Source organism: Nonomuraea roseola (genome assembly GCF_039535395.1).
Classification (GTDB): Bacteria; Actinomycetota; Actinomycetes; order Streptosporangiales; family Streptosporangiaceae; genus Nonomuraea; species Nonomuraea roseola.
Window position 1 is genome coordinate 21,933 of sequence record NZ_BAAAXC010000015.1, and the last position, 22,770, is coordinate 44,702.

The window sequence follows — 22,770 nt, forward strand, 5'->3', positions numbered from 1 at the left end:
GCGCGCTCGAGGGGTCAGAAGGTGCACTCCATGTGCTTGATCCCGTTGATGAAGCTGGAGTGCAGCCGGTCGGGCTTGCCGCCCTCAATGCCGGGCACGCGGCGCAGCAGCTCGCGGAACATCACCGTGATCTCCCTGCGGGCCAGGTGCGCGCCGAGGCAGAAGTGCGGGCCGGGCCCGCCGTAGCCGACGTGCGGGTTGGGGTCGCGGGTGATGTCGAAGGTGTCGGGGTCGTCGAAGACGGCGGCGTCCCTGTTGGCCGACCAGTAGAAGAGCACCGCCTTCTCCCCCTCGCGGTAGAGATGGCCGTTCATCTCGAAGTCGCGGGTGACCTTGCGACGCATGAAGTTGACGGGAGAGGCCAGCCGGACGATCTCCTCCACCGCTCCTGGCAGGTGCGCGTCGGGGTCCGACAGCAGCAGCGCCCGCTGGGAGGGGTTCTTGGTGAGCAGGCGCAGGCCGTAGGAGATGGCGTTGCGGGTGGTCTCGTTGCCCGCCACGACGAGCAGGATGAAGAACGAGCCGAGCTCCTGCATGGTGAGCCGCTCGCCGTCGAGGTTGGCGTTGACGAGCGAGGAGGTCAGGTCGGCCGTGGGATGCTCGGCGCGGTAGGCGGCCAGGTCCTGGACGAGCTGCTGGAGCTCGAGGCCCGCGTTGAGCAGGCGTCCTGCGATGTCGCTGACGTCGCCGCCGGTGTATTCGGGGTCGAAGCCACCGAGGATGAAGTTCGAGCGGTCGAAGACGAACTGATAGTCCTTCTCGGGGATGCCCATCATGTCGCAGATGATCTTCAGGGGCAGCCTGGCCGCCACCTCGGTGACGAAGTCGCAGCCGGGGCCCTTGGCCACCAGGTCGTCGACGATGCGGGCGGCGGCCGACTCCACGTCGGCCTCGAACTGCTTGATCATCTTGGGGGTGAAGGCCCTGGAGACGATCCTGCGGAGCCTGGCGTGGCGGGGGTCGTCCATGTTGATCATCGAGCCGAAGTACTCGGTGAACTCGGCGGGCATGTCGGGGATGTTGGTCGCGCCGCCCTGTCCCGAGCTGAAGACGGACGGGTTGCGGCTGGCCTCCAGGATGTCGGCGTGCCGCACCAGCGCGTGGTACCCCGGTCCCTTCGGCGCGAAGGAGACGTCCATCTCCTCGAAGAATACGGGCGCGTCGAGTGCGCGCAGCCTGGCGAACGCGGCCTCGCGCTCGGTCATGGGCAGCGCCCAGAAAGCCTGATCCGACAGGTCGAAGTCCACGAGCGTCATGAGCTCCATGGTTGGCGGAAGTAAGTACTTACGTCAAGATTGTGTCGGGGTCCAACAATGATCGGCCTCAACGTTCGTGGCTCCCGGCATCCGCCCCGGCGATCATCAGGATGCAGCGTGGAGGCATGAGATCTGACGTGGTGATCACCGGGCTCGGCGCGACCACACCTCTGGGCGGGGACGTGGCTCGAACGTGGGAGGGGCTCCTCGCGGGCCGGTCGGGGGTGCGGACCACGGAATGGGACCTGCCCGTGCGGATGGCCGCGCTGCTGACCGACGACCCCGCGGAGATCCTCGGCAGGCCGCTGGCCCGCCGTCTCGACCGCTGCGAGCAGGTGGCGCTGGTGGCCGCGAGGGAGGCGTGGGCCGACGCCGGCGCGCCCGAGGTCGATCCCGTACGGCTGGCGGTGGTGATCGGCACGGGCACCGGCGGTGCGCTGTCCATGCTCGGCCAGGACGACATCCTGGAGAGGGACGGCGTGCGCAGGGTCTCGCCCCACACGGTGCCGATGCTGATGGCCAACGGCCCCGCCGCCTGGGTGAGCATCGAGCTGGGTGCCGAGGGCGGCGCGCACGCCCCCGTCAGCGCGTGCGCCTCGGGCTCCGAGGCCATCGCGTACGGGCTCGACCTGATCAGGCTGGGCAGGGCGGACGTGGTGGTGGCGGGCGGCGCGGAGGCGTGCGTCCACCCTCTGACGCTGGCCGGCTTCTCGCAGGCCAGGGCGCTGTCCAGGCGCAACGACGAGCCTGAGCGCGCCTCCAGGCCGTTCGACGTGGCCCGTGACGGGTTCGTCATGGCCGAGGGCGCGGGCCTGGTGGTGCTGGAGCGGGCCGAGTTCGCCGCCGCGCGCGGGGCCAGGGTGCTGGCGCGGCTGGCGGGGGCGGGGATCACCTCCAACGCCGTCCACATCACCGCCTCCGGCCTGGACGGCCAGTCCCGCGCGGTCGCGATCGCGCTGCGTGAGGCGGACGTCTCCCCCGAGGACGTCGGCCACGTCAGCGCGCACGCCACCTCCACGCCCGAAGGTGACGTGGTCGAGGCCCAGGCGATCGTCAAGTCGATCGGCGCGCACCCGCCGGTCACCGCGATCAAGTCGATGCTCGGCCACCTGTGCGGGGCGGCGGGCGGCGTGGCGGCGGTCGCGGCGGTGCGCTCGCTCGTGGACGGCCGCATCCCCGCCACCCTCAACCTCGACTCCCAGGACCCCGCGATCGAGCTCGACGTCGTCACGGGCTCGCCGCGCCCTCTGCCCGACGGGGCCGTGATCGTCAACGCGTTCGGGTTCGGCGGGCACAACGTCACCCTCGTTCTGAGCCGATGAGGACGGCCGTCGCGTGACGATCGAGGCGGGGCCACGACATGGCGGCCGAGCCGCTGGTCCCGGAGCTGATCCGCGTCCTGCGACAAATGCGTTGAACCCGTCGGGCGGCGCCCGTTAGGTTCGCCGCGTGACGTTCTTCTTCCGACTGCGCTGACCACCGCCGGCGGGCCCGAGGCAGGCCTGAGGCTCGCGCCCACCGCCGGCGATGCGGGACGGCTGTCCGCCGTCCCGGGTCGCGTCGTGGGAGAAGACAAGTGCATACGCTCCTGGTGGCCAGGACCGTGCGCGGCCTGGAGCCGCTGGTGGCCGAGGAGGTCGGCCACACCGTACGGCGAAGGCATCGCGAGGTGTGGTTCGAGCGGCAGAGCCCCGATCCCGGCGTCCTCGAGCTGAGGACGGCCGACGACGTGCTGCTGCCGGCGGCCGTCGCGAGCGGGGTGGGGCGGGCCAAGGCGGCTCTCGGCCGGCTGAGGGCGCTCGCGGCCGGTGTGGACGCCGCGGCCATGGTCGAGCTGAAGACGGCCTTCGGCGGCTCGCCGCTGGTCAAGGGGGTGGACGTGTCCGCCTCCTTCCTCGGCCGCCGTGCCTACAACCGCTACGACATGGAGGACGCGGTGGGCGGCGCGCTCGCCGCCCGGCTGGGCGTGCCGTACCACTCGAGAAGGCACGGGCCGCCGCCGCCCGGCACGCTGTCGTGGCGGGTCAGCGTGGAGGGCGACGAGGCGGCGATCGGGCTGCGGATCGCCGACAGGCCGCTGCACCGCAGGCCGTACAAGACGAGGACGGTGCCGGGCACGCTGCACCCTCCGGTGGCCGCGGCGATGGCCAGGCTGGCGGGGCTCGAGGGGGCGCGCACGGTGCTCGACCCGTGCTGCGGGGCGGGCACCACGCTCATCGAGGCCCGCGCGTGCGCGCCCATGGCCCGCTATCTGGGCGTGGACCTCAGCCCCTCAGCGGTCACGGCCGCCGTGGGGAACGCGGGCGGGGGCGGCATCGGCTGGGCCGTCGCCGACGCCGGGCGGCTGCCGCTGCCGTCAGGCAGTGTCGACAGGGTCCTGGTCAACCCGCCGTGGGAGCGCCAGGTCGCCTCGGGTGGTTCGTTCGGCGGGTTCTGGCGGGAGCTGCGGCGGGTCCTGGCCGAGCGCGGGCGGGTGGTGGCGCTGCTGCCCGGCCCGGCGGACCCGCCGGGCTTCGAGGTGAAGGACACGATCGCGGTGAGCCTCATGGGACGGCACGCCGTGATCGCGGTGCTCAGTCTCGCAGCCAGTCGAGGACGAGGTCGTTGACCCTGCGGGGCTGTTCGAGATGGAGGAAGTGACCCGCGCCTTCGACGCGCTCGACCCTCGAGCCTTCGGGCAGGTGGGCGAGCGCGTCCTTGGTCAGGTGCTCTCCGAGGCAGCCGTCCTGGGCGCCGTGCAGGTAGAGGACGGGCCCGGTCGGCTCCGAGGGCTTGGGGTACCTGCCGCTGGGCGGGGTGGCGCCGAGCATGGCGCGGTAGTAGCCGATGGCGGCGGCGAGGTTGGCGGGAGCGCCGAGGCTGCGCCTGACGAACTCGAGGTCCTGGGTGGCGTCGTAGCCCGGCGACCAGTCGCGCCACAGTCCTTCGAGGAAGCCGTCGGCCGCCGCGGCCTGCTCGGCCAGCCCGGTCTGGAACAGGAAGATGTAGAAGGAGCGCTTGAGCTGCTCGTAGTCCATGAACCCGGCCAGCAGGGCGCCGACGGGAGGCACCGCCATGGCCACCGACCTGCGGAAGCGCTCGGTCGTGCCGTAGACGGGGAAGGCGCCCCAGTCGTGGCCGACGAGCACCGCGTTCTCGTCGCCGCCGAGCTCCTCGTGCAGGGCGACGACGTCGGCGACCAGCGCCGCGCCCTCGTAGGCGCCGTCGGCGGGCACCTCGGTGGGCGCGTAGCCGCGAAGGAACGGCGCGACCGCGCGGTATCCGCGCTCGGCCAGCTCGGGCATCAGGTGGCGCCAGGTGTGCGCGGTGTCGGGGAAGCCGTGCAGGCACAGGGCGAGGGGGCCGTCGCCCAGCGCCAGATAGGTGAACTCGACCCCGTTGGCGTGGATGGTCCTGATCTCCATGGCGGACAAGTCTGCCACCGCCTCAGTGCGCGTAGCGCAGGTGCTTGACGCCGTTGATGAAGTTCGAGAGCAGGAAGTCGGGCTCGCCCACCGAGCGGATCTCCGGCAGCCTGGTGAACAGCTCGCGGAACATCACCGTCATCTCCCTGCGCGCCAGGTGGGCGCCGAGACAGTAGTGCGGTCCTGGTCCGCCGAAGCCGACGTGCGGGTTCGGGTCGCGGGTGACGTCGAAGGCGTCGGGATCGGTGAAGACCGCCTCGTCCCTGTTGGCGGAGTTGTAGAAGAGCAGCACCTTGTCGCCCTTGCGGTACATCCCGTGGTCCTGGGTGACCGTCCTGCGGAACTGGATCACCGGGGTGGAGTAGCGCACGATCTCGTCGCACGCCTTGACGATGCGCCCGTCGAAGTCGGCCATGAGGTGCTCGCGCTGCTCGGGGTGGTCGGTGAAGAGCTTGAGCCCGTAGGCGATCGCGTTGCGGGTGGTCTCGCTGCCCGCCACGACCAGCAGGATGAAGAACGAGCCGAGCTCCTGGGACGACAGCCGCTCCTCGCCGTTGACCAGCAGGCTGACCAGGTCGCCCGTGGGACGCTTGCGCCGCTCGTCGCCGAGGCTGGCGGCCAGCCTGTTGAGCGAGTGGCCCGCGTGCAGCAGCTTGCCCAGGCCCTTGGCGACGTTCCACCGGTCGAGGTCGGGCCTGATGCCGGTGTACTCCGGGTCGGCGTTGCCGAGGATCACGTTGGTACGGCGCAGCACCATGTCATGAAATTTCGGCGGAATGCCCATCATGTCGCAGATGACCCGGACGGGAAGCCTGGCGGCGATCTGCTCGACGAAGTCGCCCGGCCCCTCCTTGATCGCCTGGTCCACGATCTCGGCCGCCGCGACGGCCAGGTCGTCCTCCATCTTGGCCAGGATGCGCGGCGTGAACGCCCTGGAGACGATCCTGCGCAGGCGCGCGTGCCTAGGATCGTCCATGTTGATCATCGAACCGAAGTACACCGCCAGCCATCGCGGCATGTCGGGGATGCTGTTGGAGCAAGGCTCGCTGCTGAACAGCGCGGCGTTGCGGCTGGCCTCGGTGACGTCGGCGTGCCTGACCAGGGCGTAGTAGCCCTCGCCCGCGCCGATGAAGGGCACGACGTTCTCCTTGACGAACACCGGTCTGTCGAGCTCGCGCAGGCGTCTGAACGCGTCCATCCGCTCGGCCTGCGGGAGCCCCCAGAACGGGATCTGCGACAGATCGACGCTCATGGCTCCATGCTTGACGCAAGTGATTACTTACGTCAAGGGTCCACGCCGTGGTCAGACGAGCATCGAGGCGGCCTTCTCGCCGATCATGATGGCGGGCGCGTGGGTGTGCCCCCTGTTGACCGTCGGCATGATCGAGACGTCGGCCACCCGCAGCCCCTCCAGCCCGCGCACCCTCAGCTCGGGGTCCACCACGGACTCCTCGTCGAGGCCCATCCTGCAGGTGCCCACCGGGTGGTAGAGGGTCTCGGCGCGCTCGCGTACCCACCGCGCCAGCTCGTCCTCGCTCTCCTGCCCCTGGTAAGGGGCCATCGGAGCCGTGGCGTACGGCCCGAGCGCCGCCGTCGCGAACAGCCGCCTGGCCATCCGCAGCCCCGCCACCAGCCTGCGCAGGTCGGCCTCGGCCGTCAGGTAGCCGGGGTCGATGACCACGTCACGCCCGTGCAGCCCGATCCTGCCCCTGCTCTCCGGCTGCAGCAGCACCGCGCCGATCGTCAGCCCGTGCTCGGTGGGAGCGGTGAGTCCGTGCTCGAAGAAGAACCCCGGCGCGAAGACCAGCTCGATGTCGGGCGCGGGCTCCTGCTCGGCGGTCCTGATGAAGGCGACCGCCTCCCCCACGTTCGTGGTCAGCATGCCCTTGCCCAGCACCAGGTAGCGCAGGAGGTTGCCGATCGTCTCGGCCTGCTTGGTGAGCGTGATCGGGCGGGGGCAGCTCATGTAGACGGCGGAGGCGAGGTGGTCCTGCAGGTTCCTGCCGACCCCTGGCAGCTCGTGGATGACGGGCACGCTCGACTGCCGCAGCTCGTCGGCGTCGCCGACGCCCGAGCGCATCAGCAGGTACGGCGAGCCGATCGCCCCCGCCGACAGGATGACCTCGCGCCTGGCCCTGACCTGGGCGCCGCCGTCGTGCTCGACGCCGACGGCCCTTCTGCCCTCGAACACCACGCGCTCGACCCGCGCGCCGGTGATGAGGGTGAGGTTGGGGCGTTTGAGCGCGGGACGCAGGTAGGCGTCGGCCGCGCTCCACCTGCGGCCACGCCGCTGGGTGACGGGGGTCGGGCTGTAGCCCTCGTTGGAAGGGCCGTTCAGCTCGGGGAGCCGGTGCAGGCCGAGCTCCTCGCAGGCACGCAGGAAGGCGTGCGTGACGGGGTTGGGGCTGCGCAGTTCGGAGATGTGGATCGGGCCCGCCTCGCCGTACACGCCGCCCGCGTTGCCGCCCGTGCGGCGCTCGGCCCGCTGGAAGAAGGGCAGGACCTCGTCGTAGGACCAGCCGGGGATCTCCCACTGGTCGTAGTCGCGCCGGTGGCCGCGCACCCACATCTGGGCGTTGAGCGAGGAGGAACCGCCGACCACCCTGCCGCGCGGCCAGTAGAGCTCGCGCCCCGCCAGCTCCTGCTGCTTGGCGGTGGAGTAGTTCCAGTCGTAGTCGGTCCTGAAGAGCTTGGCGAACGCGACAGGCATGCGGATCTCCAGCTTGTCGTCCTGCCCACCCGCCTCGACCAGCGCTACTGTCACCGAAGGGTCACTGGAGAGTCTGTTGGCGAGCACGCAGCCCGCCGAGCCCGCACCGACGATCACGAAGTCATACTCCACAGACAGTGCTTACTTCACCTGGCCGCCGCCGTCCATATCCATCTGTAACCTTTGTTACCTACCGGTTGGTATGCGGTGACTGCGAAGATGTCGCGCGTAGTGATACGTGCGAGGGAGGAAGGCCTGCCATGCTCAACCTGTCGATCGTTCTCGAGGACAGCGCCCGCACCGCGCCCGACGACACCGCGGTCGTCTTCGGCGATCTGCGCCTGCCGTACTCGATGGTGGACACGATCGCCAACCAGGTGGCGAACCTGCTCGTGGCGCGCGGCATCGGCAAGGGCGACAAGGTCGCGCTGGCCTGTCCGAACCTGCCGTACTTCCCCTTCGTCTACTTCGGCATCCTCAAGACGGGCGCGACCGTCGTGCCGCTGAACGTGCTCCTGCAGTCGAGGGAGATCGCCTACCACCTCGACGACAGCGACGCCAAGGCGCTCTTCTGCTTCGAGGGCAGCCCCGAGCTGCCGCTCGGCGAGCGCGGCAAGGCCGGGTTCGAGGCCGCGGAAGGCTGCGAGCACTTCTTCGTGCTGCCCGCCACCGCCCTGGCGACCGAGTCGGAGTACGGCGAGTCGATCTGGGCCGCGCTGAACGGCATGGCGGGTGAGTTCCAGACCGTGCAGACCGCCCCCGAGGACACCGCTGTCATCCTCTACACCTCCGGCACCACGGGCCAGCCCAAGGGCGCCGAGCTCAGCCACCAGAACATGCTCATGAACGCCATGGTCAGCGACGAGATGTTCCCCCGCACGCCGGGCGGCGACACCTACCTGGCCGTGCTGCCCCTCTTCCACTCCTTCGGCCAGACCGTCGTGATGAACACCGGCTTCCGCCGCAGGGGCACGATCGTGCTCATGCCGCGCTTCGAGCCTGGCGAGGCGCTGGCGCTCATGGCCAAGGAGAACGTCACGTTCTTCGCGGGCGTGCCCACGATGTTCTGGGCGATGCTCACCAAGATCCACGCCGAGGGCGCCCCCGTGCCCTCCACGCTCAAGCTGGCCGTCGCGGGCGGCGCCTCCTCGCCCGTCGAGGTGCTGCGCGACTTCCAGCAGACCTTCGGCGTGGGCATCCTGGAGGGCTACGGCCTGTCGGAGACCTCGCCGGTGGCCAGCTTCAACCAGCTGGGCCGTCCCACCAAGCCCGGCACCATCGGCACCCCGATCTGGGGGGTGGAGATGAAGCTGATCGACAGCGAGTGGAAGACGATCGAGGGCGAGGGCCCCGGCGAGATCGCCATCCGCGGCCACAACGTCATGAAGGGCTACTACGGCAGGCCCGAGGCGACCGACGAGGTCATGAACGACGGCTGGTTCCGCACCGGCGACATCGCCACCCGCGACGCCGACGGCTACTACGCGATCATCGACAGGGCCAAGGACATGATCATCCGCGGCGGCTTCAACGTCTACCCGAGGGAGCTGGAAGAGGTCCTGATGACCCACCCCGCCGTGTCCCTCGCGGCCGTGGTCGGGGTCGCGCACGAGTCGCACGGCGAGGAGGTCAAGGCGTACGTCATCCTGACCGCGGGGGCCTCGATCACCGAGGCGGAGCTCGTGGACTGGTGCAAGGAGAACATGGCCGCCTACAAGTACCCGCGCGTCATCGAGTTCCGCGACTCCCTCCCGATGACCGCCACCGGCAAGATCCTCAAGCGCGAGCTGCGCTAGCCGCGGGCGCCGGGGCCGCTCTCGGGGCCCCGGCCGCTCAGTCGCGCCTCTCCCAGATCAGGGAGTAGCGCCACAGCAGGTGACGGCGGAAGCGGGAGCCGGGCAACAGCGTCCGCGACGCCTGCCGTATCTGCGCCCACGACAGGTCGGGCGGCTCGATCGGCACGGCAGGACCGCCCTTGCCGCCGTGTCGCCTCGCCAGGAACCGCGCGGCGGGCAGGCCCGCTCCGCTGATGATCCAGTCGAGCGGGGTGCGGTTGTCGGCCAGCCCGACGACCACCAGCCGCCCGCCGGGCGCCAGCAGCCTGGCCATCGCGCTCAGCGCCTTCGAGAAGTCCACGTGGTGCACGACGGCGACGGCGCTGACGAAGTCGTACGCGCGTTCGGGCAGCGGGTCGTCGAGGAAGTCGGCTTCCACGAAGTCGGCGTTCGCGACCTGCGAGCTCTGCTCCCTGGCCTGCCTGATCGCCTCGGGGAAGCGGTCCACCCCCGTGACGGTCCGCGCCCGCCCCGCCAGCTTGCGGACCAGCAGGCCGTCGCCGCAGCCCACGTCCACCGCCGCACGACACCCCTCGGGGACCGCGCCGAGCACCAGCGGGTGGTAGTGGACGTTGTGATTCCAGTACGGATCCGGCATCCGGTCACCCTAGCGGCGTCCCTGTCCGGAGGAGGCGACTCGCGGGGTAGGGCGGGCCCTACCCCCGACATGGGTGCGCGCAGGGATGATCCGGACAGGGGCCCGGCTGAAGACTGGAGGCACGCCACCACCTACTCAGGAGGACCCCCGATGACCACCACCATGACCCCCACGACCACCAGGACCACCATGGCCGTCCCCGACCCCGTCAAGGCCGCCTCCGCCCTCTGGTTCGCCGCCGTGGGAGCCGGCGCCTTCGAGGCGGCCCTGGCCGTCGGCCAGAAGCTGTCGGCGGGCACGCCCTTCTCCGAGCTCGCGGGCGGCCTGGCCGTACGGCTGGCGATCTTCGCGGCCGCCGTCTTCCTGGCCGTCAGGCTGCGCCAGGGGCGCGGCTGGGCCAGGATCGCGCTGGCCGTGTCGCTGGGCGTCTTCGGCACCGTCTCGCTGGTGATCGAGCCGATCCAGTGGCTGCTGGCGGGCAACTCCGCCGCGACGTTCCTCACCACGGCCGACGCCCTGACCCTGACGTTCACCGTGAGCAGGGTCCTGCACCTGGCGGCGGTTCTGGGGGCCATGACGCTGATGTTCAGCCCTTCGGCGAACGCCTATTTCCGGCGCAAGCGGTAATTCGGCCGACCGTGTAGGGTTTGCGGTCGTGCAAAATCGCCTGACCGGTATGTTGATCGGCGCCGTCTTCGGCGCCGTCTTCGTCTTCGTGAACGCTTCGAGCCCACTGAACTCCGTGCTCGCCACCGTCCTCCAGGTGGCCGCCTCCGTGGCCCTGGCCTTCATCGTCATCATGTGGTTCACCGCGGGCAAGCGGCTTCGGACCGGCGCCGCCGCTCCGGCCCGAGAGCCTGGAGGAAGCTTCTACGGCCGCGGCTACCTGTTGATCGTGGCCGCCGAGGCGATCCTGCTCTTCGGCGGCATCGCGGTGCTGCGAGCGCTGGGACGGCCCGAGGAGACCAACGTCGCGTGGATCGCACTCGTCGTCGGCCTCCACTTCGTCGCCCTCGCGCCGGTCTGGAAGGAGCCCAGCATCCTCATCCCGGGGGTGGTGCTCACCGTGCTCGGCGTGGTCGGCCTGGTCATGACGTTCACCTCGGCCATCGCCTGGGTGCCGATCGTGAGCGGCGTGGCGTCGGGCGTGACACTGCTGTCCGGCTCCCTCGCCTACAGCAGGCGCGCCCTGACCTCCCTGAATCCCACGAGCTGACCCGTCGCACGGTCGTTCTCAGATGACTATGGCCAAGAGCCGGTCCTGGGACGACAATCGCGCTGAGAGGGTGGGGCATGCCGGCCGTCCGCCTGCTGGGCCCACCCACCGGCCGCGCGCTGCCGCGACGTCGCCCTGAGAGGGCGGGCGCTCTCCGCCGGCTTCGACCACCCGGCCCTGGAGGTCTCGCCACGATGAGCTTTCTCCCCCCTCCCGAGACCTCGCCCGAGGCCCAGCGGCTCTTCGACGAGGACGTCGCCGAGCTCGGCTACGTCATGAACACCTCCAGGCTGTGGGCCTACCGCCCCGAGACCCTCGCCGGCCTGTCCGGCCTCCTGCGGGAGATCGCCGACACGCACGGCTTCACCCGCCGACGGCGCGGCATCCTCGTCACGGCGTGCGCCTCGGCGCTGGGCGACTCCTACTGCTCGCTGGCCTGGGGGCTCAGGCTGGCCGAGGAGACCGGCCCCGGCACCGCCGCCGGCGTGCTCGGCGGCGACGACGAGGGGCTCACGGAGGACGAGCGCGTCATGGCGGCGTGGGCGCGCAAGGTGGCCCGCGATCCCAACAGCACCGGCGAAGCCGACGTGGCCGCGCTGCGAGAGGCGGGGTTCGGCGATACCGAGATCTTCGCGATGACCGCCTTCGTGGCGCTGCGCGTGGCGTTCTCGACCGTCAACGACGCTCTGGGCGCCCGCCCCGACGCGGCCCTGCGATCCACGGCGCCGCGGGAGGTGCTCGACGCGGTGACCTATGGCAGGCCCATCGAGTGAGACAGCGATACGCTCATGGCTGGTCCGCGCGATCGCCCGCGCGTACGGCCTCGAGGTAGTCGGCGATGGCGTCCCTGTTGCGGGTCAGGCACGCGACGCGCTCGCTCATGCGATCACGTTCGTGCTCCAGGGTGGCGATCATCTCGGGCGTCGCGTCGGAGAAGTGGATGACCCTGGGCTTGTTCAGGCAGGGCAGGATCTGCTTGATGAGCCTGGTCGGCAGTCCCGCGTCGAGCAGACCCCTGATCTGCGCGACCCTGTCCACGAGCGACTCGTCGTAGTCGCGGTAGCCGTTCGGTGAGCGGCTGGGGTTGATGAGCCCCTGCTCCTCGTAGTAGCGCAGCAGCCGCCTGGGGGTGCCGGTGCGCTCCGACAGCTCTCCGATGAGCATGTGACCCACCTCATATCCCGCCACGTTGACCTTCACATCGATGTGATGGTTCAAGCATACGGAACATGAGAAACGACGCCACCCCTCTTGCCGCTTCCCCCACCGGCTCCGAACAGCGCAAGCTTCCCATGGCGGCGCTGCTGGCGCTCGCCACCGCCGTCTTCGTCACCAGCCTCACCGAGACGCTGCCGGCCGGCGTCCTGCCCGCGATGAGCGCCGACCTCGGCGTCAGCGAGCCGGCGATGGGCCAGTCCGTGACGATCTACGCGATCGGCACCGCTCTCACGGCGATCCCGCTGACCGCGGCCACCGCGGGATGGCGGCGCAAGCGCCTGCTGCTGACGGCCATGGCGGCCTTCGCCGTCGCCAACACGGTCACCGCCGTCTCGGCGAACTTCCCCGTGACCATGGTGGCCAGGTTCGTCGCAGGCGTGGCCGCCGGTCTGGCCTGGGCGTTGCTGGCCGGGTACGCCCGCCGCATGGCCCCCGTTCACCTGCAGGGCAAGGCGATCGCGATCGCCATGGCCGGCATTCCCGTCGCCCTGTCGCTGGGTGTGCCCGCGGGCACCTTCCTCGGCCAGGCGCTCGGCTGGCAGGTGGCCTTCCTGATCATGACCGTGCTGACCGTCGTCCTGCTCCTGTGGATCACAGCGGTGGTCCCCGACTACCCGGGGCAGCCGCGCGGCGGCCGTACCCCGATGCTGCGCACCCTGCGCGTCCCAGGTGTGGCGCCCGTCCTGTTCGTCACCCTGGTCTTCGTCCTGGCGCACACCATCCTCTACACCTACATCGCCACCTTCCTCGACCGGCTCGGCATGGGCGGCTCCACCGACCTCGTCCTGCTGGTCTTCGGCGCCGCCTCCCTGGCGAGCATCTGGATCGTGGCCGCGCACATCAACCGCAGGCTGCGCGCGCTCACCATCGCCAGCACCGTGCTGGTCGCCGCGGCGGCCGCCGTCCTGGCCGTACTGGCAGGCAGTCCCGCGCTGGTCTACGTCGCGGTGACGCTGTGGGGGCTCGGGTGGGGAGGCGCGCCCACGCTCCTGCAGACCGCCGTGGGCGACGCGGGAGGCGAGGCGGCCGACGCCGCCCAGGCCATGCTCGTCACGCTGTGGAACGCGGCCATGGCGGGCGGCGGAGTCGTCGGCGGCGTCCTGCTGGGGCTGCTCGGCGCCACGTCCTTTCCCTGGAGCGTCCTCGCGCTCCTCGCTCCGGTGCTGGTCGTGGTACTCGCCGCCCGCACCCACGGCTTCCCCGGCAGGAGGTCCTGACCGGCGCGGGCCGGTCTGCCCGTGCAGGTGCACGTCGCCGATCCTGACGTGTTCGCACCCCCGCCGCCGTCGCCGCGTTGGAGAAGGCCGCCACGGGCACGGGCGCCGCTGTGCAGGTCTTCACCTATCCGGGTGTCGGGCACTTCTACACGGACGCGAGCCTGCCCGATCACGACCGGGCAGCGGCCGAACTCACCTGGCGGCGAAGCCTGGACTTCCTGCGCCATCTCTGAGTCCCCGGATCCGGTGCACGGTAGTGGTCACCGCACTCGCGCCGGAGCGACCCCCTCCCCCGCAGGTCTTTTGCGCCGAAGCCCGAGGAGCGCGAGGGGCCGGAGCCCCTCGCGGGGGTTGGGTCGCCTCCCCGGAGGCTGGCGGGTCAGGGCCAGTCGATCGAGGGGCGGAGGGGGAAGTGGGCGGCGCCCTGGTCGTCCAGCTTCACGCCGAGCACCTGGTGCAGCTGCACCTTGTTCCGCTCGAAGCCCACGATGCAGCCGGCCATGTACAGCCGCCACACCCTGGCCGTCCCGTGGCCGACCTCCTGGAGGGCGTCCTCCCAGTTGTCGTCCAGGTTCTCGCACCAGAACTTCAGCGTGCGGGCGTAGTGCTCGCGCAGGTTCTCCTCGTGACGAACCTCGAAGCCGGAGTTCTCCATCTGCGTGGTGAGGTGGCCGACCGACTCGAGCTCACCGTCGGGGAAGACGTAGCGGTTGATGAAGCCGCCCTTGTTGATCGTCTTCTCGGTGCTCGTCGGACGGGTGATGCAGTGGTTGAGCAGCCGCCCGCCCGGCTTGAGCTTGCTGTAGAGGGAGGAGAAGTAGCCGGGCAGCTGCTCCTTGCCGATGTGCTCGGTGAGGCCGATGGAGCTGACCGCGTCGAAGCCGCCCTCGGGCACGTCGCGGTAGTCCATGAAGCGCACCTCGGCCAGGTCCTGCAGCCCGGCGTCGACGATGGCCTTCTGCGCCCACTCCGCCTGCTGCTTGGACAGGGTGACGCCGAGGGCCTTGACGCCGTACTCGCGGGCGGCGTGCATGACCATGCCGCCCCAGCCGCAGCCGACGTCGAGCAGGCGCATGCCAGGCTTGAGGTCGAGCTTGCGGGCCACCAGGTCGAACTTGGTGTACTGCGCCTCCTCGAGCGTCGCGTCCTCCCGCGGGAAGACGGCGCAGGTGTAGGCCATGGACGGGCCGAGCACCCACTCGTAGAAGCGGTTGGACACGTCGTAGTGGTGGTGGATCGCCTCCGCGTCGCGCTGCTTGGCGTGACGCGAGCCGAGCCTGGCCAGGGTGCTCCTGCGCATCTCCTGGGGCGGCGGCGGCACGCGCATCAGCAGTGGCTTCGGGCCGAGCGCCCGTACGGCGTCCAGCTTCTCGGCCAGCGTCAGGTCGTTGGTGGTGATGTTCCACATGCGGTCGAGCAGGGTGTACATGTCGCCGTGGACATCGATGTGCCCTGAGACGTACGCCCTGGCCAGGCCGAGCTCGCCGGGCGCCTGGGCCAGGTAGGCCACGGCGATCGGCGACTTCACCTCGATGGTCACGTCCGAGCCGTCAGGACCGGCCTTGCTGCCGTCGTAGGCCATGAACGCGATGTTGGAGTTCGGACCAACGATCTTCTCAAAGATGCTCGCGAGACCCATCTCTCACCTTCCCCGCACACACTTGTCATACAGGTCCAGCAGGCGACCGTTCGGGTCGTATGCCTGCTTGACCGGCCAGTAAGCATCGCCGTTGTACAGCTGCCAGAACTGCTCACGGGCGTAGAAAGAGGTCGAGTAGAGCGACTTGTGGCCGTCGAGAGCGTGCACCTCGTTCTCGATGAGCCTGTTGTAGTAGCCGTCGAACTGCCCGCGCGGCAACGGGACCAGGCCCCAGAAGCCGAAGTTGACGTAGAGCTTGCCCGTCTCCAACGGGTACAGCGGCCACTCACTCGACGATCGGAGGGGGCACATCCAGACCGGCGTCATGCCGACCTTGGAGTGGAAGAACTCGAGGAAGTCCGCGCCCCGCTCGACGGGGGTCTCCACGTCCTGGATGACCGACTCCTGGACAGGGGCGTCGCGCCACCTGTCGACCCTGGCCACGACCCCGTACCTGCGGTCCAGGGCCACCAGCTTGCGGTAGACGTCCGAGCGCATCCACTTGCGCGGCATCAGCGAGCGCACCAGCGGCTGCTGGACGCCGAAGGCGCGCGAGCACCAGAACCAGTCGGTGTCCCAGCGCCAGAGGTAGTCGCGCACGGTCAGCCAGTCGCGTCCCCGCTTCTGGATCGACTGGTAGTAGATGCGCATGCCGGTGTAGTCGGAGGTGTACGGCGCGCGCTCGGCGAAGCGGCCGAGCGTGATGTACATCTCCGAGGGGTCGAAGAAGACCCCGTCGACGAAGTCCACGGGCTCGCCGTCGTGCGTCATCGCCTCGCAGATCTCCTGCATGGCGAGCATGCACTTGGCCGCGTCGGTGAAGCGCAGATGGGTGAGCCTGACGTACGGCTGGACCGGCTTGAGCCTGATCCGGATCCTGAGCGCGTAGCCCAGGGTGCCGTAGGAGTTGGGGAACGAGCGGAACAGGTCGCGGTGCTCGTTGTCGTCGCGGGCCACCACGATGCGCCCGTCGCCGGTGAGGATCTCCAGCTCCTCCACCGACTCGTGCGGCAGCCCGTCCCTGAAACTGGTGGACTCGATGCCGAGCCCTGTCACCGCTCCGCCGAGGGTGATCGTCTTGAGTTGGGGCACGACGTACGGCATGAGCCCGTGCGGCAGCGTGGCGTCCACCAGGTGCTCGTAGGTCGTCATGCCCTGGACCTCGGCGGTCATGGTGACCGGGTCCACGCTGATGACCTGGTCGAGGTCGCGGGCCGAAAGCTTGGCGGCCTTGCCGGAGTCGCGGAACCTGAACAGGTTCGAGGTCGCCTTGGCCAGCCGAGGCGCCGCGTCCGCGGGGATCTCGGCGTAGGACTGCCTGATCTGTTCGACGGCCCGCTGGTGTGCCGACATCGTTGTCACAGAAACACCCCCAGAAGCTGCGGTCGAGATCGTCCGTAAGACCGTATCTCCCCAAATCTCGATCGAACAGATCGGGGTGGTGAAACGTCCGAGATCTCCATAACGACGCAGGTCACGCCCCATGTACGGGCAGGGGAAACTCTACTTTCCCGATCCGTCCCTTCTCCGGATCCTGGCGGGCGCGTCGTTGACCACATTTTCGATCTTCTTTTCTTCGACGGCCGCGGTCAGGTTGCCGACCACCGAGGCGACCAGACGGCCCGTCGACTGGGGTGTGACGCCCGCCACGTGGGGTGACAGGAGTACGCTTGCGAGGTCGCGCAGCGGGTCGTACGGGGGCAGCGGCTCGGTGTCGAAGACGTCGAGCGCCGCGCCGCCCAGGTGGCCCTCCCGCAGCGCGGCGGCCAGCGCCCGCTGGTCGACGACCCCTCCTCGGGCCGCGTTGACGAGCAGGGCGCCCTGCTTCATCCGGGCGGGGTCGATGAGGCCGCGCGTCTCGTCGGACAGCGCGATCACCACGACCAGCACGTCGGCGGTGGCGACGACGTCCTCGAGCGGCGCGTAGCCCTCGCCGCGCGGCGTGCGCGTCCAGTGGGAGACCCGGCAGCCGAGCGCGCCGAAGAGCCTGGCGCACTCCTGTCCGATCGGGCCGTAGCCGACGACGCCGACGTGGGAGCCCGACAGCTCGCGGGGGCCGAGGTCGAGCTGCGGCCAGCCGCCCGCTCGCACGGCCGCGTCGGCGGCGACCAGGCGGCGGCTCAGCGTGAGGGCGGCGCCCAGGCACCACTCGGCCACCGCGACGGCGCTGACCCCCGCGGTGTTGGCCAGCGGCACGCCCGCCGCCGACAGAGCGGCCAGGTCGTGGCCGTCCACACCGACGGACGGCTGCTGCACGAAGGCCAGGCGGGGCGCGGCGGCCACCGCGGCCGCGTCCATGGCCAGGCTGGCGCTCCAGTCGCCGAGCACGATCTCCGCCTGCGGCAGGGCCGCCTCCATGGCCGCCCTGTCGCGCGCGAAGGACAGCGTGACGCGGTCGCCGAGGGGGGCGAGCAGGCCGCGCAGGGCGTCGGGCGGCAGCGGGGTGAGGGCCAGCAGGTTCCAAGGGGTCATGACTGGACCCTAGGATGCCGCCCCCGGCGGGGAGAAGCTTCCCAGGACCTGACGCATCAGCCGCCCCTGCCTGCGCCACTGGTCCTCGGCGACCGTCCAGGAGAGCACGAAGGCCGTCGGGCCCGCCACGGTCGCCCGCCGTACCTCGTGGTACTGGCGCCCGGCGGTCGCCCACGGGTGGCCCGCGGCGGCGGTCCAGGTGAACTCCCACTCCGCCACGCCCTGCGCTGCGGAGCCGCGGCGCACGGTGCGCACGCCGGTCGCGGCCTGGATGCTCTCCTCCGCGTCGCGCAGGATCTGGTGCGGGTCGAGCGTGGCGTACTGCTGCTCGACGCCGAGGTGCGCGCCGCGGTCGGGACGAGTCCACTGGGTGTAGGCCTCGGCGCGCGCCCCCCTCCACCTGGTCGGCCGCTGGATGGACCAGCCGTCGGGGGAGGTCCAGGGGCGGGTGAGCGCGACAGGGGTCCTGCTGGTCGTCGGGGTCGGCGTGGGCGAGGCCGACGGCGCCGCGCTCGTGGCGGGCGCCGAGACCGGCGTGCTGGCCCTGGCCTGCGGCACGCGCGCGCTGCCCTCCGCCTGACTGGGGGTGAACTTCAGGTAGGCGCCCGCTCCCACGGTCAGGACCAGCACCGCGGCCGCGGCCGCCATCAGCGTGGTACGGCTGCCGCGCCTGCTCGGCGGTTCCTCGTCGTCGTCCTCCCTGTGCCACCTGGCCTCGTCCGGCGCGCCAAGAGCGGCGAACATCGCGTCGGCCTGCGCGACGGTCAGCCGCTCGTCGGGCTCCTTCTTCAGCAGCCCCTTCAGCACGGGGTGGAGCGCGGGCGGGATCCTGCGGTAGTCGGGCTCCTCGCGCATCAGCGCCGACAGCGTGGCCATGGGATCGCCCCGGTCGAAGGGCGAGCGACCGATCAACGCGGCGTACAGGGTGGCGCCGAGCGACCAGAGGTCGGAGGGCGGGCCGAAGTCGAGGGCGCGGACCCGTTCGGGGGCGAGGAAGGCCGGCGAGCCCGTGACCATGCCGGTCCTGGTGAGGGAGGAGTCGCCCTCGGCGGTGGCGATGCCGAAGTCGGTCAGGACGGCGCGGCCGTCGTCGCACAGCAGGACGTTGCTCGGCTTGACGTCGCGGTGCAGGATCCCGACCTCGTGCGCGGCCTTCAGCGCCGACAGCACCTGGCGGCCGACGTCGGCGGCCTCCCGGACGGGGAGGGCGCCGTGGGTGGCCACGACCTCCTCGAGGGAGGGAGCCCTGACCAGCTCCATGATGATCCAGGGCCGGCCGTCCTCCTCCACCACGTCGTAGATCGCCACGACGCTGGGGTGGTTGAGCTGGGCGGCCGTGCGGGCCTCACGGGCGGTGCGCACCAGGTGACTCTCACGGTCGAGAGCGGACAACTCAGGAGGGAGTAAGACCTCCTTGACCGCTATCGGCCGGTTGAGCAGGGTGTCGTGGCCCTCCCAGACCACGCCCATGCCGCCCCTGCCCAGCTCTGTGGCGAGGCGGTAGCGGTGGGCGATCATCCGATCGGATTCCGAAGCCATAAGGCGCAAGTTTCCCATATCTGGCGGATCTCTCGTGGGGGTGTCGCGGCGACGCCGTACCGAATAAAGTTCTGAACATGACGCAGGGACCGCTCGCCGGGGTGAAGGTGCTGGAACTGGCCGGGCTCGCGCCCGGCCCTTTCGCCGGGATGATGCTGGCCGACCACGGTGCCGAGGTACTGCGGGTCGACCGGGTCAAAGCCGTCTCCGACCGGCCGCGCAGGGACGTGATGGACAGGGGCAAGCGCACGATCGGCCTCGATCTGAAGTCGCCCGAGGGCGTGGCCGCCTTCAAGGAGCTCGCCGCGGGCGCCGACGTGGTGATCGAGGTGTTCAGGCCGGGCGTCGCCGAACGGCTCGGCATCGGCCCCGACGACCTGCACGCGGTCAACGAGCGTCTCGTCTACGGCAGGATGACCGGCTGGGGCCAGGACGGGCCGCTCGCGCCCACCGCGGGCCACGACATCGACTACATCGCGATCTCAGGGGCGCTGTCCATGCTGGGGCGCGAGGGCGACAAGCCCACCCCGCCGATCAACATACTGGGCGACTTCGCCGGCGGGGGTCTCATGCTGGCGTACGGCGTGCTGCTCGCCCTGTTCGAGCGCGAGAGGACCGGCAGGGGCCGGGTGATCGACGCGGCCATGGTGGACGGCGCGGCCGTGCTGTTCGCGATGTTCTACAACTCCGGATGGGGCGCGCGCGGCACGAACCTGCTCGACACCGGCGCCCCGGTCTACGACACCTACGAGACCGCCGACGGGCAGTTCATGGCGGTCGGAGCGCTCGAGCCGCAGTTCTGGGCGGCGCTCACCGAGAAGATGGGCCTGACCGACCTGCCCGACAGGAACGACCGCGCCCAGTGGCCCGCACTGCGCCGACGACTGGAGGCGGCCTTCAAGGAGCGGACGCGGGCCGAGTGGGAGGCCCTCTTCGAGGGCTCCGACGCGTGCGTCTCGCCCGTGCTGTCCCCGAGCGAGGCCGCCGAGCACCCGCACAACGTCGCGCGCGGCACGTTCGTGAAGGTCGGCGACTCCACCCAGCCGAGGCCCGCGCCCCGGCTGCTCGGCGCGCCCGAGCCCGACCTGTCCCCCGCGACGAGGCTGCTCGACCTGTCGGAGTGGGGCCTCGACGAGGAGCGAGCGGCCAAGCTGAGGCAGGCCGGCGTCCTGGCGTGAGCGCGCAGTAGCCGCCCGCCGGCCCACGTCTACCCTCACCCTGTCGTAGAAGTTGTCACGGATGTAGTAGACGTACTACATTCAACCGCATGAGTACTGTGGTGAGTGTCCGCGGGCTGCGGATGTCGTACGGCAAGCGCGAGGTCCTGCGCGGCGTCGATCTCGAGGTACGGCGCGGCGAGACCGTGGCGCTCCTCGGCCCCAACGGCGCGGGCAAGACGACCACCATCGAGATCCTCGAGGGCTTCAGGCACCGCGCGGGCGGCGAGGTCGAGGTGCTGGGCGAGGACCCCTCCCGAGGCGGCGACGACTGGCGGGCCAGGATCGGCGTGGTGCTGCAGGACTGGCGCGACCACCCCCGATGGCGGGTCGCCACCCTGATCGACCACGTGGCGGCCCACTACCCCGACCCGTGGGACACCGGCGAGCTGCTCAGGGCGCTCGGCCTCGGCGGCCAGGCGGTCAGCAAGGTCGGCCAGCTGTCCGGCGGCCAGCGGCGCAGGCTCGACGTCGCGCTCGGCATCGTCGGCAGGCCCGAGCTGCTCTTCCTCGACGAGCCGACCACGGGCTTCGACCCCGAGGCGCGCAGAGAGTTCCACGAGCTGATCGCGAACCTCGACACCACGATCATGCTGACCACGCACGACCTGGCCGAGGCCGAGAAGCTGGCCGACCGCATCGCCGTCCTCCTCGAAGGGCGCATCGCGGTCTTCGGCACGCCCGACGAGCTGGCGCGGGCCGTACAGGCGCCCTCCCTGGTGCGCTGGAGGGACGGCTCCGAGCAGACGGCGCAGCCGTCGGAGCTGGCGTGGAAGCTGCACCAGAAGTACGGAGGGCCGGTCCCCGACCTGGAGATCAGGCGGCCCACCCTCGAAGAGAGCTACCTCAACCTGGTGGAAAGGAGCGCGGCATGAGCACGCTGGCACTCGGGGTCAGGCGCGGCCTGATCGAGCAGGCCTCGATCATGAGGGACGGCAGGGAGCTGAGCGGCCAGCTCGCGGGCCTGGTGATGTTCGTGCTGCTGATGCTGTGGATCGGCGACAACCCCGCGGGCGGCGGGGTCGGGATGAGCGCGTTCATGGCGGTCGGGTTCATGGCCTTCACCGTCTTCTCGGCGGGGACCATGTCGCTGCCGCTGCTGATCGCCACCGACAGGGAGGAGGGCGCCCTGCTGCGGCTGCGCGCCCTGCCCCGCGGCCTGCGCGTCTACGTCACGGGCAGGGCGGTCTCCCTCATGCTGCACATCGCGGGGCACTCGGCGATCATGCTGGCGCTCGGGGCCGCGGTGGGCGGGCTGGGAGCGCCGGCGCACTGGCCGACGCTGCTGTGGTCGCTGGCGCTCGGCACGCTCGCGGTGGTCCCGCTCGGCACCGCGATCGGCGCGATGCTGCCGAGCGCGAAGACGGCCGCCGCGGTGATCGGCGTGCCCACGATGCTCCTGATGATCTGCTCGGGGGTGATGCTGCCCGTGCGGATGATGCCGGAGGCGGTCCAGTGGGTCGCCCAGGCCTTCCCGCTCTACTGGCAGGGCCACGCGCTGCGGGCGGCGTTCTTCGACTCCCCCGCGGGCGAGCTGCACGGCGTCTGGCAGCTGGGTACCGCGGCGATCGTGATGGGCGCGTGGGCGCTCGCCGGTATGGTGCTGGCACCGTGGTTGCTGCGCAGGGTCACTCGCAAGTGAGGATTCGCGGTGTCGAACGAGGTCGTCTACAACAGGATCCCGATGCTCAGGGCCGAACGCGGGATCTCCCGCAAGGACCTGGCCGCGGCGCTCGGGGTCCACTACCAGACCGTGGGCTATCTCGAGCGGGGCGAGTACAGCCCGTCCCTGTTCCTGGCCCTGAAGATCGCTGAGTATTTCGAGGTGCCGGTGGAGGTCGTCTTCTCCCTCCATCCGTTCGCCAGGTTGGGGTCGTGATGAACAGGTGGGAGAAACAGCGCGAGCGCCTGGAGAGCATGCCGGCGCAGCGCCTCTGGGCCACCCGCCCTGCCCGCCGCCGCCTCGTGGCGGTCGGTGTGGCGGCGCTCTGCCTGCTCTGGGCCGGGCTCGTGGTGATCGTCCAGTACGCGCCGAGCGACCTGGCGCGCAACGTCTACCTGTCGATGTTCGCGGTCAGCCTGCTGGTCGGCTTCCCCGTGATGGGATGGCTGAACGCCGCGGCCCGAGGCGCCCTCTCGCTGCCCGAGCGCTTCCTCGACGAGCGGCAGCTGGCCGAGCGGCGCAGGGCCTACACCTCCGCGCACCGCGCCACCAGCGTCGTGCTCGGCCTGCTCTTCGTGCTGACGAACGTGGTGAGCTACGCGGACGGCCAGCTCACGCTGACCATCCCCATGGCCCTGGTGGCGCCGCTCGCGCTGACGCTGTTCGCGACGCACTACACGATCCCTGTCCTCATCACCGGGTGGCGGCTCACCGACCCGCCGCCCGACGACGAATGATCCCTGTGAGATCCAAGTGACGTCCAAGGACACCTGAGAATCATGTGTT

At 70.6% G+C, this 22,770-nt stretch carries 23 protein-coding genes; 13 read left to right on the plus strand and 10 right to left on the minus strand.

All coding sequences use genetic code 11. The features are described from left to right. Positions 1 to 14: 14 nt before the first annotated feature. Entirely contained in the window at positions 15 to 1,256 is a 1,242-nt protein-coding gene (locus tag ABFX55_RS23035; RefSeq protein ID WP_346124162.1) for a cytochrome P450, read from the minus strand. A gap of 125 nt (positions 1,257 to 1,381) precedes the next feature. Here ABFX55_RS23035 and ABFX55_RS23040 point away from each other — a divergent pair, with 125 nt between their 5' ends. Together ABFX55_RS23040 and ABFX55_RS23045 are read left to right on the plus strand one after the other, a co-directional pair. Continuing rightward, complete coding sequence (locus tag ABFX55_RS23040; protein ID WP_346124164.1) at positions 1,382 to 2,578, plus strand: beta-ketoacyl-[acyl-carrier-protein] synthase family protein; 1,197 nt, start codon at positions 1,382 to 1,384, stop codon at positions 2,576 to 2,578. 254 nt (positions 2,579 to 2,832) lie between these two features. Continuing rightward, positions 2,833 to 3,864 (plus strand): methyltransferase domain-containing protein, encoded by a 1,032-nt coding sequence (locus ABFX55_RS23045; protein ID WP_346124166.1) that lies wholly within the window; start codon positions 2,833 to 2,835, stop codon positions 3,862 to 3,864. Here the strand turns inward: ABFX55_RS23045 and ABFX55_RS23050 are convergent. The 3 genes from ABFX55_RS23050 to ABFX55_RS23060 are packed head-to-tail and all read right to left on the minus strand — an operon-like array spanning position 3,830 to position 7,502. Continuing rightward, complete coding sequence (locus ABFX55_RS23050) at positions 3,830 to 4,678, minus strand: alpha/beta fold hydrolase (RefSeq protein WP_346124168.1); 849 nt, start codon at positions 4,676 to 4,678, stop codon at positions 3,830 to 3,832. The genes ABFX55_RS23045 and ABFX55_RS23050 overlap by 35 nt on opposite strands. A 4-nt stretch (positions 4,679 to 4,682) precedes the next feature. After that, a complete protein-coding gene (locus tag ABFX55_RS23055; RefSeq protein WP_346124170.1) occupies positions 4,683 to 5,912 on the minus strand; it encodes a cytochrome P450 in 1,230 nt (409 codons plus the stop codon). 51 nt (positions 5,913 to 5,963) lie between these two features. Next, complete coding sequence (locus ABFX55_RS23060; RefSeq protein ID WP_346124172.1) at positions 5,964 to 7,502, minus strand: GMC family oxidoreductase; 1,539 nt, start codon at positions 7,500 to 7,502, stop codon at positions 5,964 to 5,966. 128 nt (positions 7,503 to 7,630) lie between these two features. Between ABFX55_RS23060 and ABFX55_RS23065 the strand changes: the two genes are divergently transcribed. After that, on the plus strand, positions 7,631 to 9,166 hold the full coding sequence (locus ABFX55_RS23065) for a long-chain-fatty-acid--CoA ligase (protein ID WP_346124174.1): 1,536 nt from the start codon (positions 7,631 to 7,633) through the stop codon (positions 9,164 to 9,166). A gap of 37 nt (positions 9,167 to 9,203) precedes the next feature. Here ABFX55_RS23065 and ABFX55_RS23070 read toward each other — a convergent pair whose 3' ends face one another. Then, on the minus strand, positions 9,204 to 9,803 hold the full coding sequence (locus ABFX55_RS23070) for a class I SAM-dependent methyltransferase (protein WP_346124176.1): 600 nt from the start codon (positions 9,801 to 9,803) through the stop codon (positions 9,204 to 9,206). Positions 9,804 to 9,953: 150 nt separating this feature from the next. Here ABFX55_RS23070 and ABFX55_RS23075 point away from each other — a divergent pair, with 150 nt between their 5' ends. From ABFX55_RS23075 to ABFX55_RS23085, 3 genes are all read left to right on the plus strand, one after another. After that, positions 9,954 to 10,430, plus strand: coding sequence for a hypothetical protein (locus ABFX55_RS23075; RefSeq protein ID WP_346124178.1), 477 nt, complete (start codon positions 9,954 to 9,956; stop codon positions 10,428 to 10,430). Between the two features lie 49 nt (positions 10,431 to 10,479). Next, the gene (locus tag ABFX55_RS23080; RefSeq protein ID WP_346124180.1) at positions 10,480 to 11,019 is read left to right on the plus strand and encodes a hypothetical protein; all 540 of its coding nucleotides are present in this window, start codon (positions 10,480 to 10,482) and stop codon (positions 11,017 to 11,019) included. Between the two features lie 194 nt (positions 11,020 to 11,213). Then, positions 11,214 to 11,792, plus strand: coding sequence for a carboxymuconolactone decarboxylase family protein (locus tag ABFX55_RS23085; RefSeq protein WP_346124182.1), 579 nt, complete (start codon positions 11,214 to 11,216; stop codon positions 11,790 to 11,792). Between the two features lie 13 nt (positions 11,793 to 11,805). On the opposite strand, the gene ABFX55_RS23090 is transcribed toward ABFX55_RS23085, so the two are convergent. Then, positions 11,806 to 12,183: a MerR family transcriptional regulator gene (locus ABFX55_RS23090; protein WP_346131231.1), complete on the minus strand. Its 378-nt coding sequence runs from the start codon at positions 12,181 to 12,183 to the stop codon at positions 11,806 to 11,808. 65 nt (positions 12,184 to 12,248) lie between these two features. On the opposite strand from ABFX55_RS23090, the gene ABFX55_RS23095 reads away from it, so the two are divergent. Together ABFX55_RS23095 and ABFX55_RS23100 are read left to right on the plus strand one after the other, a co-directional pair. After that, positions 12,249 to 13,454 carry an MFS transporter gene (locus ABFX55_RS23095; RefSeq protein WP_346124184.1) on the plus strand — a complete coding sequence of 402 codons (1,206 nt, stop codon included), beginning with the start codon at positions 12,249 to 12,251 and terminating at the stop codon, positions 13,452 to 13,454. 77 nt (positions 13,455 to 13,531) lie between these two features. Then, entirely contained in the window at positions 13,532 to 13,687 is a 156-nt protein-coding gene (locus tag ABFX55_RS23100) for a dienelactone hydrolase family protein (protein WP_346124186.1), read from the plus strand. 146 nt (positions 13,688 to 13,833) lie between these two features. On the opposite strand, the gene ABFX55_RS23105 is transcribed toward ABFX55_RS23100, so the two are convergent. From ABFX55_RS23105 to ABFX55_RS23120, 4 genes are all read right to left on the minus strand, one after another. Then, the gene (locus ABFX55_RS23105) at positions 13,834 to 15,093 is read right to left on the minus strand and encodes a class I SAM-dependent methyltransferase (protein WP_346124188.1); all 1,260 of its coding nucleotides are present in this window, start codon (positions 15,091 to 15,093) and stop codon (positions 13,834 to 13,836) included. Positions 15,094 to 15,096: 3 nt separating this feature from the next. After that, the gene (locus ABFX55_RS23110; protein WP_346124190.1) at positions 15,097 to 16,446 is read right to left on the minus strand and encodes an FAD-binding oxidoreductase; all 1,350 of its coding nucleotides are present in this window, start codon (positions 16,444 to 16,446) and stop codon (positions 15,097 to 15,099) included. A gap of 150 nt (positions 16,447 to 16,596) precedes the next feature. Next, a complete protein-coding gene (locus ABFX55_RS23115; protein WP_346124192.1) occupies positions 16,597 to 17,565 on the minus strand; it encodes an NAD(P)-dependent oxidoreductase in 969 nt (322 codons plus the stop codon). A 9-nt stretch (positions 17,566 to 17,574) separates the two neighbouring features. After that, positions 17,575 to 19,104 carry a serine/threonine-protein kinase gene (locus tag ABFX55_RS23120; RefSeq protein ID WP_346124194.1) on the minus strand — a complete coding sequence of 510 codons (1,530 nt, stop codon included), beginning with the start codon at positions 19,102 to 19,104 and terminating at the stop codon, positions 17,575 to 17,577. A 77-nt stretch (positions 19,105 to 19,181) separates the two neighbouring features. Between ABFX55_RS23120 and ABFX55_RS23125 the strand changes: the two genes are divergently transcribed. The 5 genes from ABFX55_RS23125 to ABFX55_RS23145 all read left to right on the plus strand — a co-directional run bounded on the left by ABFX55_RS23125 (position 19,182) and on the right by ABFX55_RS23145 (position 22,721). Continuing rightward, positions 19,182 to 20,282 (plus strand): CaiB/BaiF CoA transferase family protein, encoded by a 1,101-nt coding sequence (locus ABFX55_RS23125; protein ID WP_346124196.1) that lies wholly within the window; start codon positions 19,182 to 19,184, stop codon positions 20,280 to 20,282. Positions 20,283 to 20,371: 89 nt separating this feature from the next. After that, positions 20,372 to 21,196: an ABC transporter ATP-binding protein gene (locus tag ABFX55_RS23130; RefSeq protein ID WP_346124198.1), complete on the plus strand. Its 825-nt coding sequence runs from the start codon at positions 20,372 to 20,374 to the stop codon at positions 21,194 to 21,196. Beyond that, entirely contained in the window at positions 21,193 to 21,963 is a 771-nt protein-coding gene (locus ABFX55_RS23135; RefSeq protein ID WP_183647193.1) for an ABC transporter permease, read from the plus strand. Before ABFX55_RS23130 ends, ABFX55_RS23135 begins: the two co-directional genes overlap by 4 nt. A 42-nt stretch (positions 21,964 to 22,005) precedes the next feature. Then, complete coding sequence (locus tag ABFX55_RS23140) at positions 22,006 to 22,200, plus strand: helix-turn-helix transcriptional regulator (RefSeq protein WP_203946469.1); 195 nt, start codon at positions 22,006 to 22,008, stop codon at positions 22,198 to 22,200. Then, on the plus strand, positions 22,197 to 22,721 hold the full coding sequence (locus ABFX55_RS23145; protein ID WP_346124200.1) for a hypothetical protein: 525 nt from the start codon (positions 22,197 to 22,199) through the stop codon (positions 22,719 to 22,721). Before ABFX55_RS23140 ends, ABFX55_RS23145 begins: the two co-directional genes overlap by 4 nt. Positions 22,722 to 22,770 lie beyond the last annotated feature (49 nt).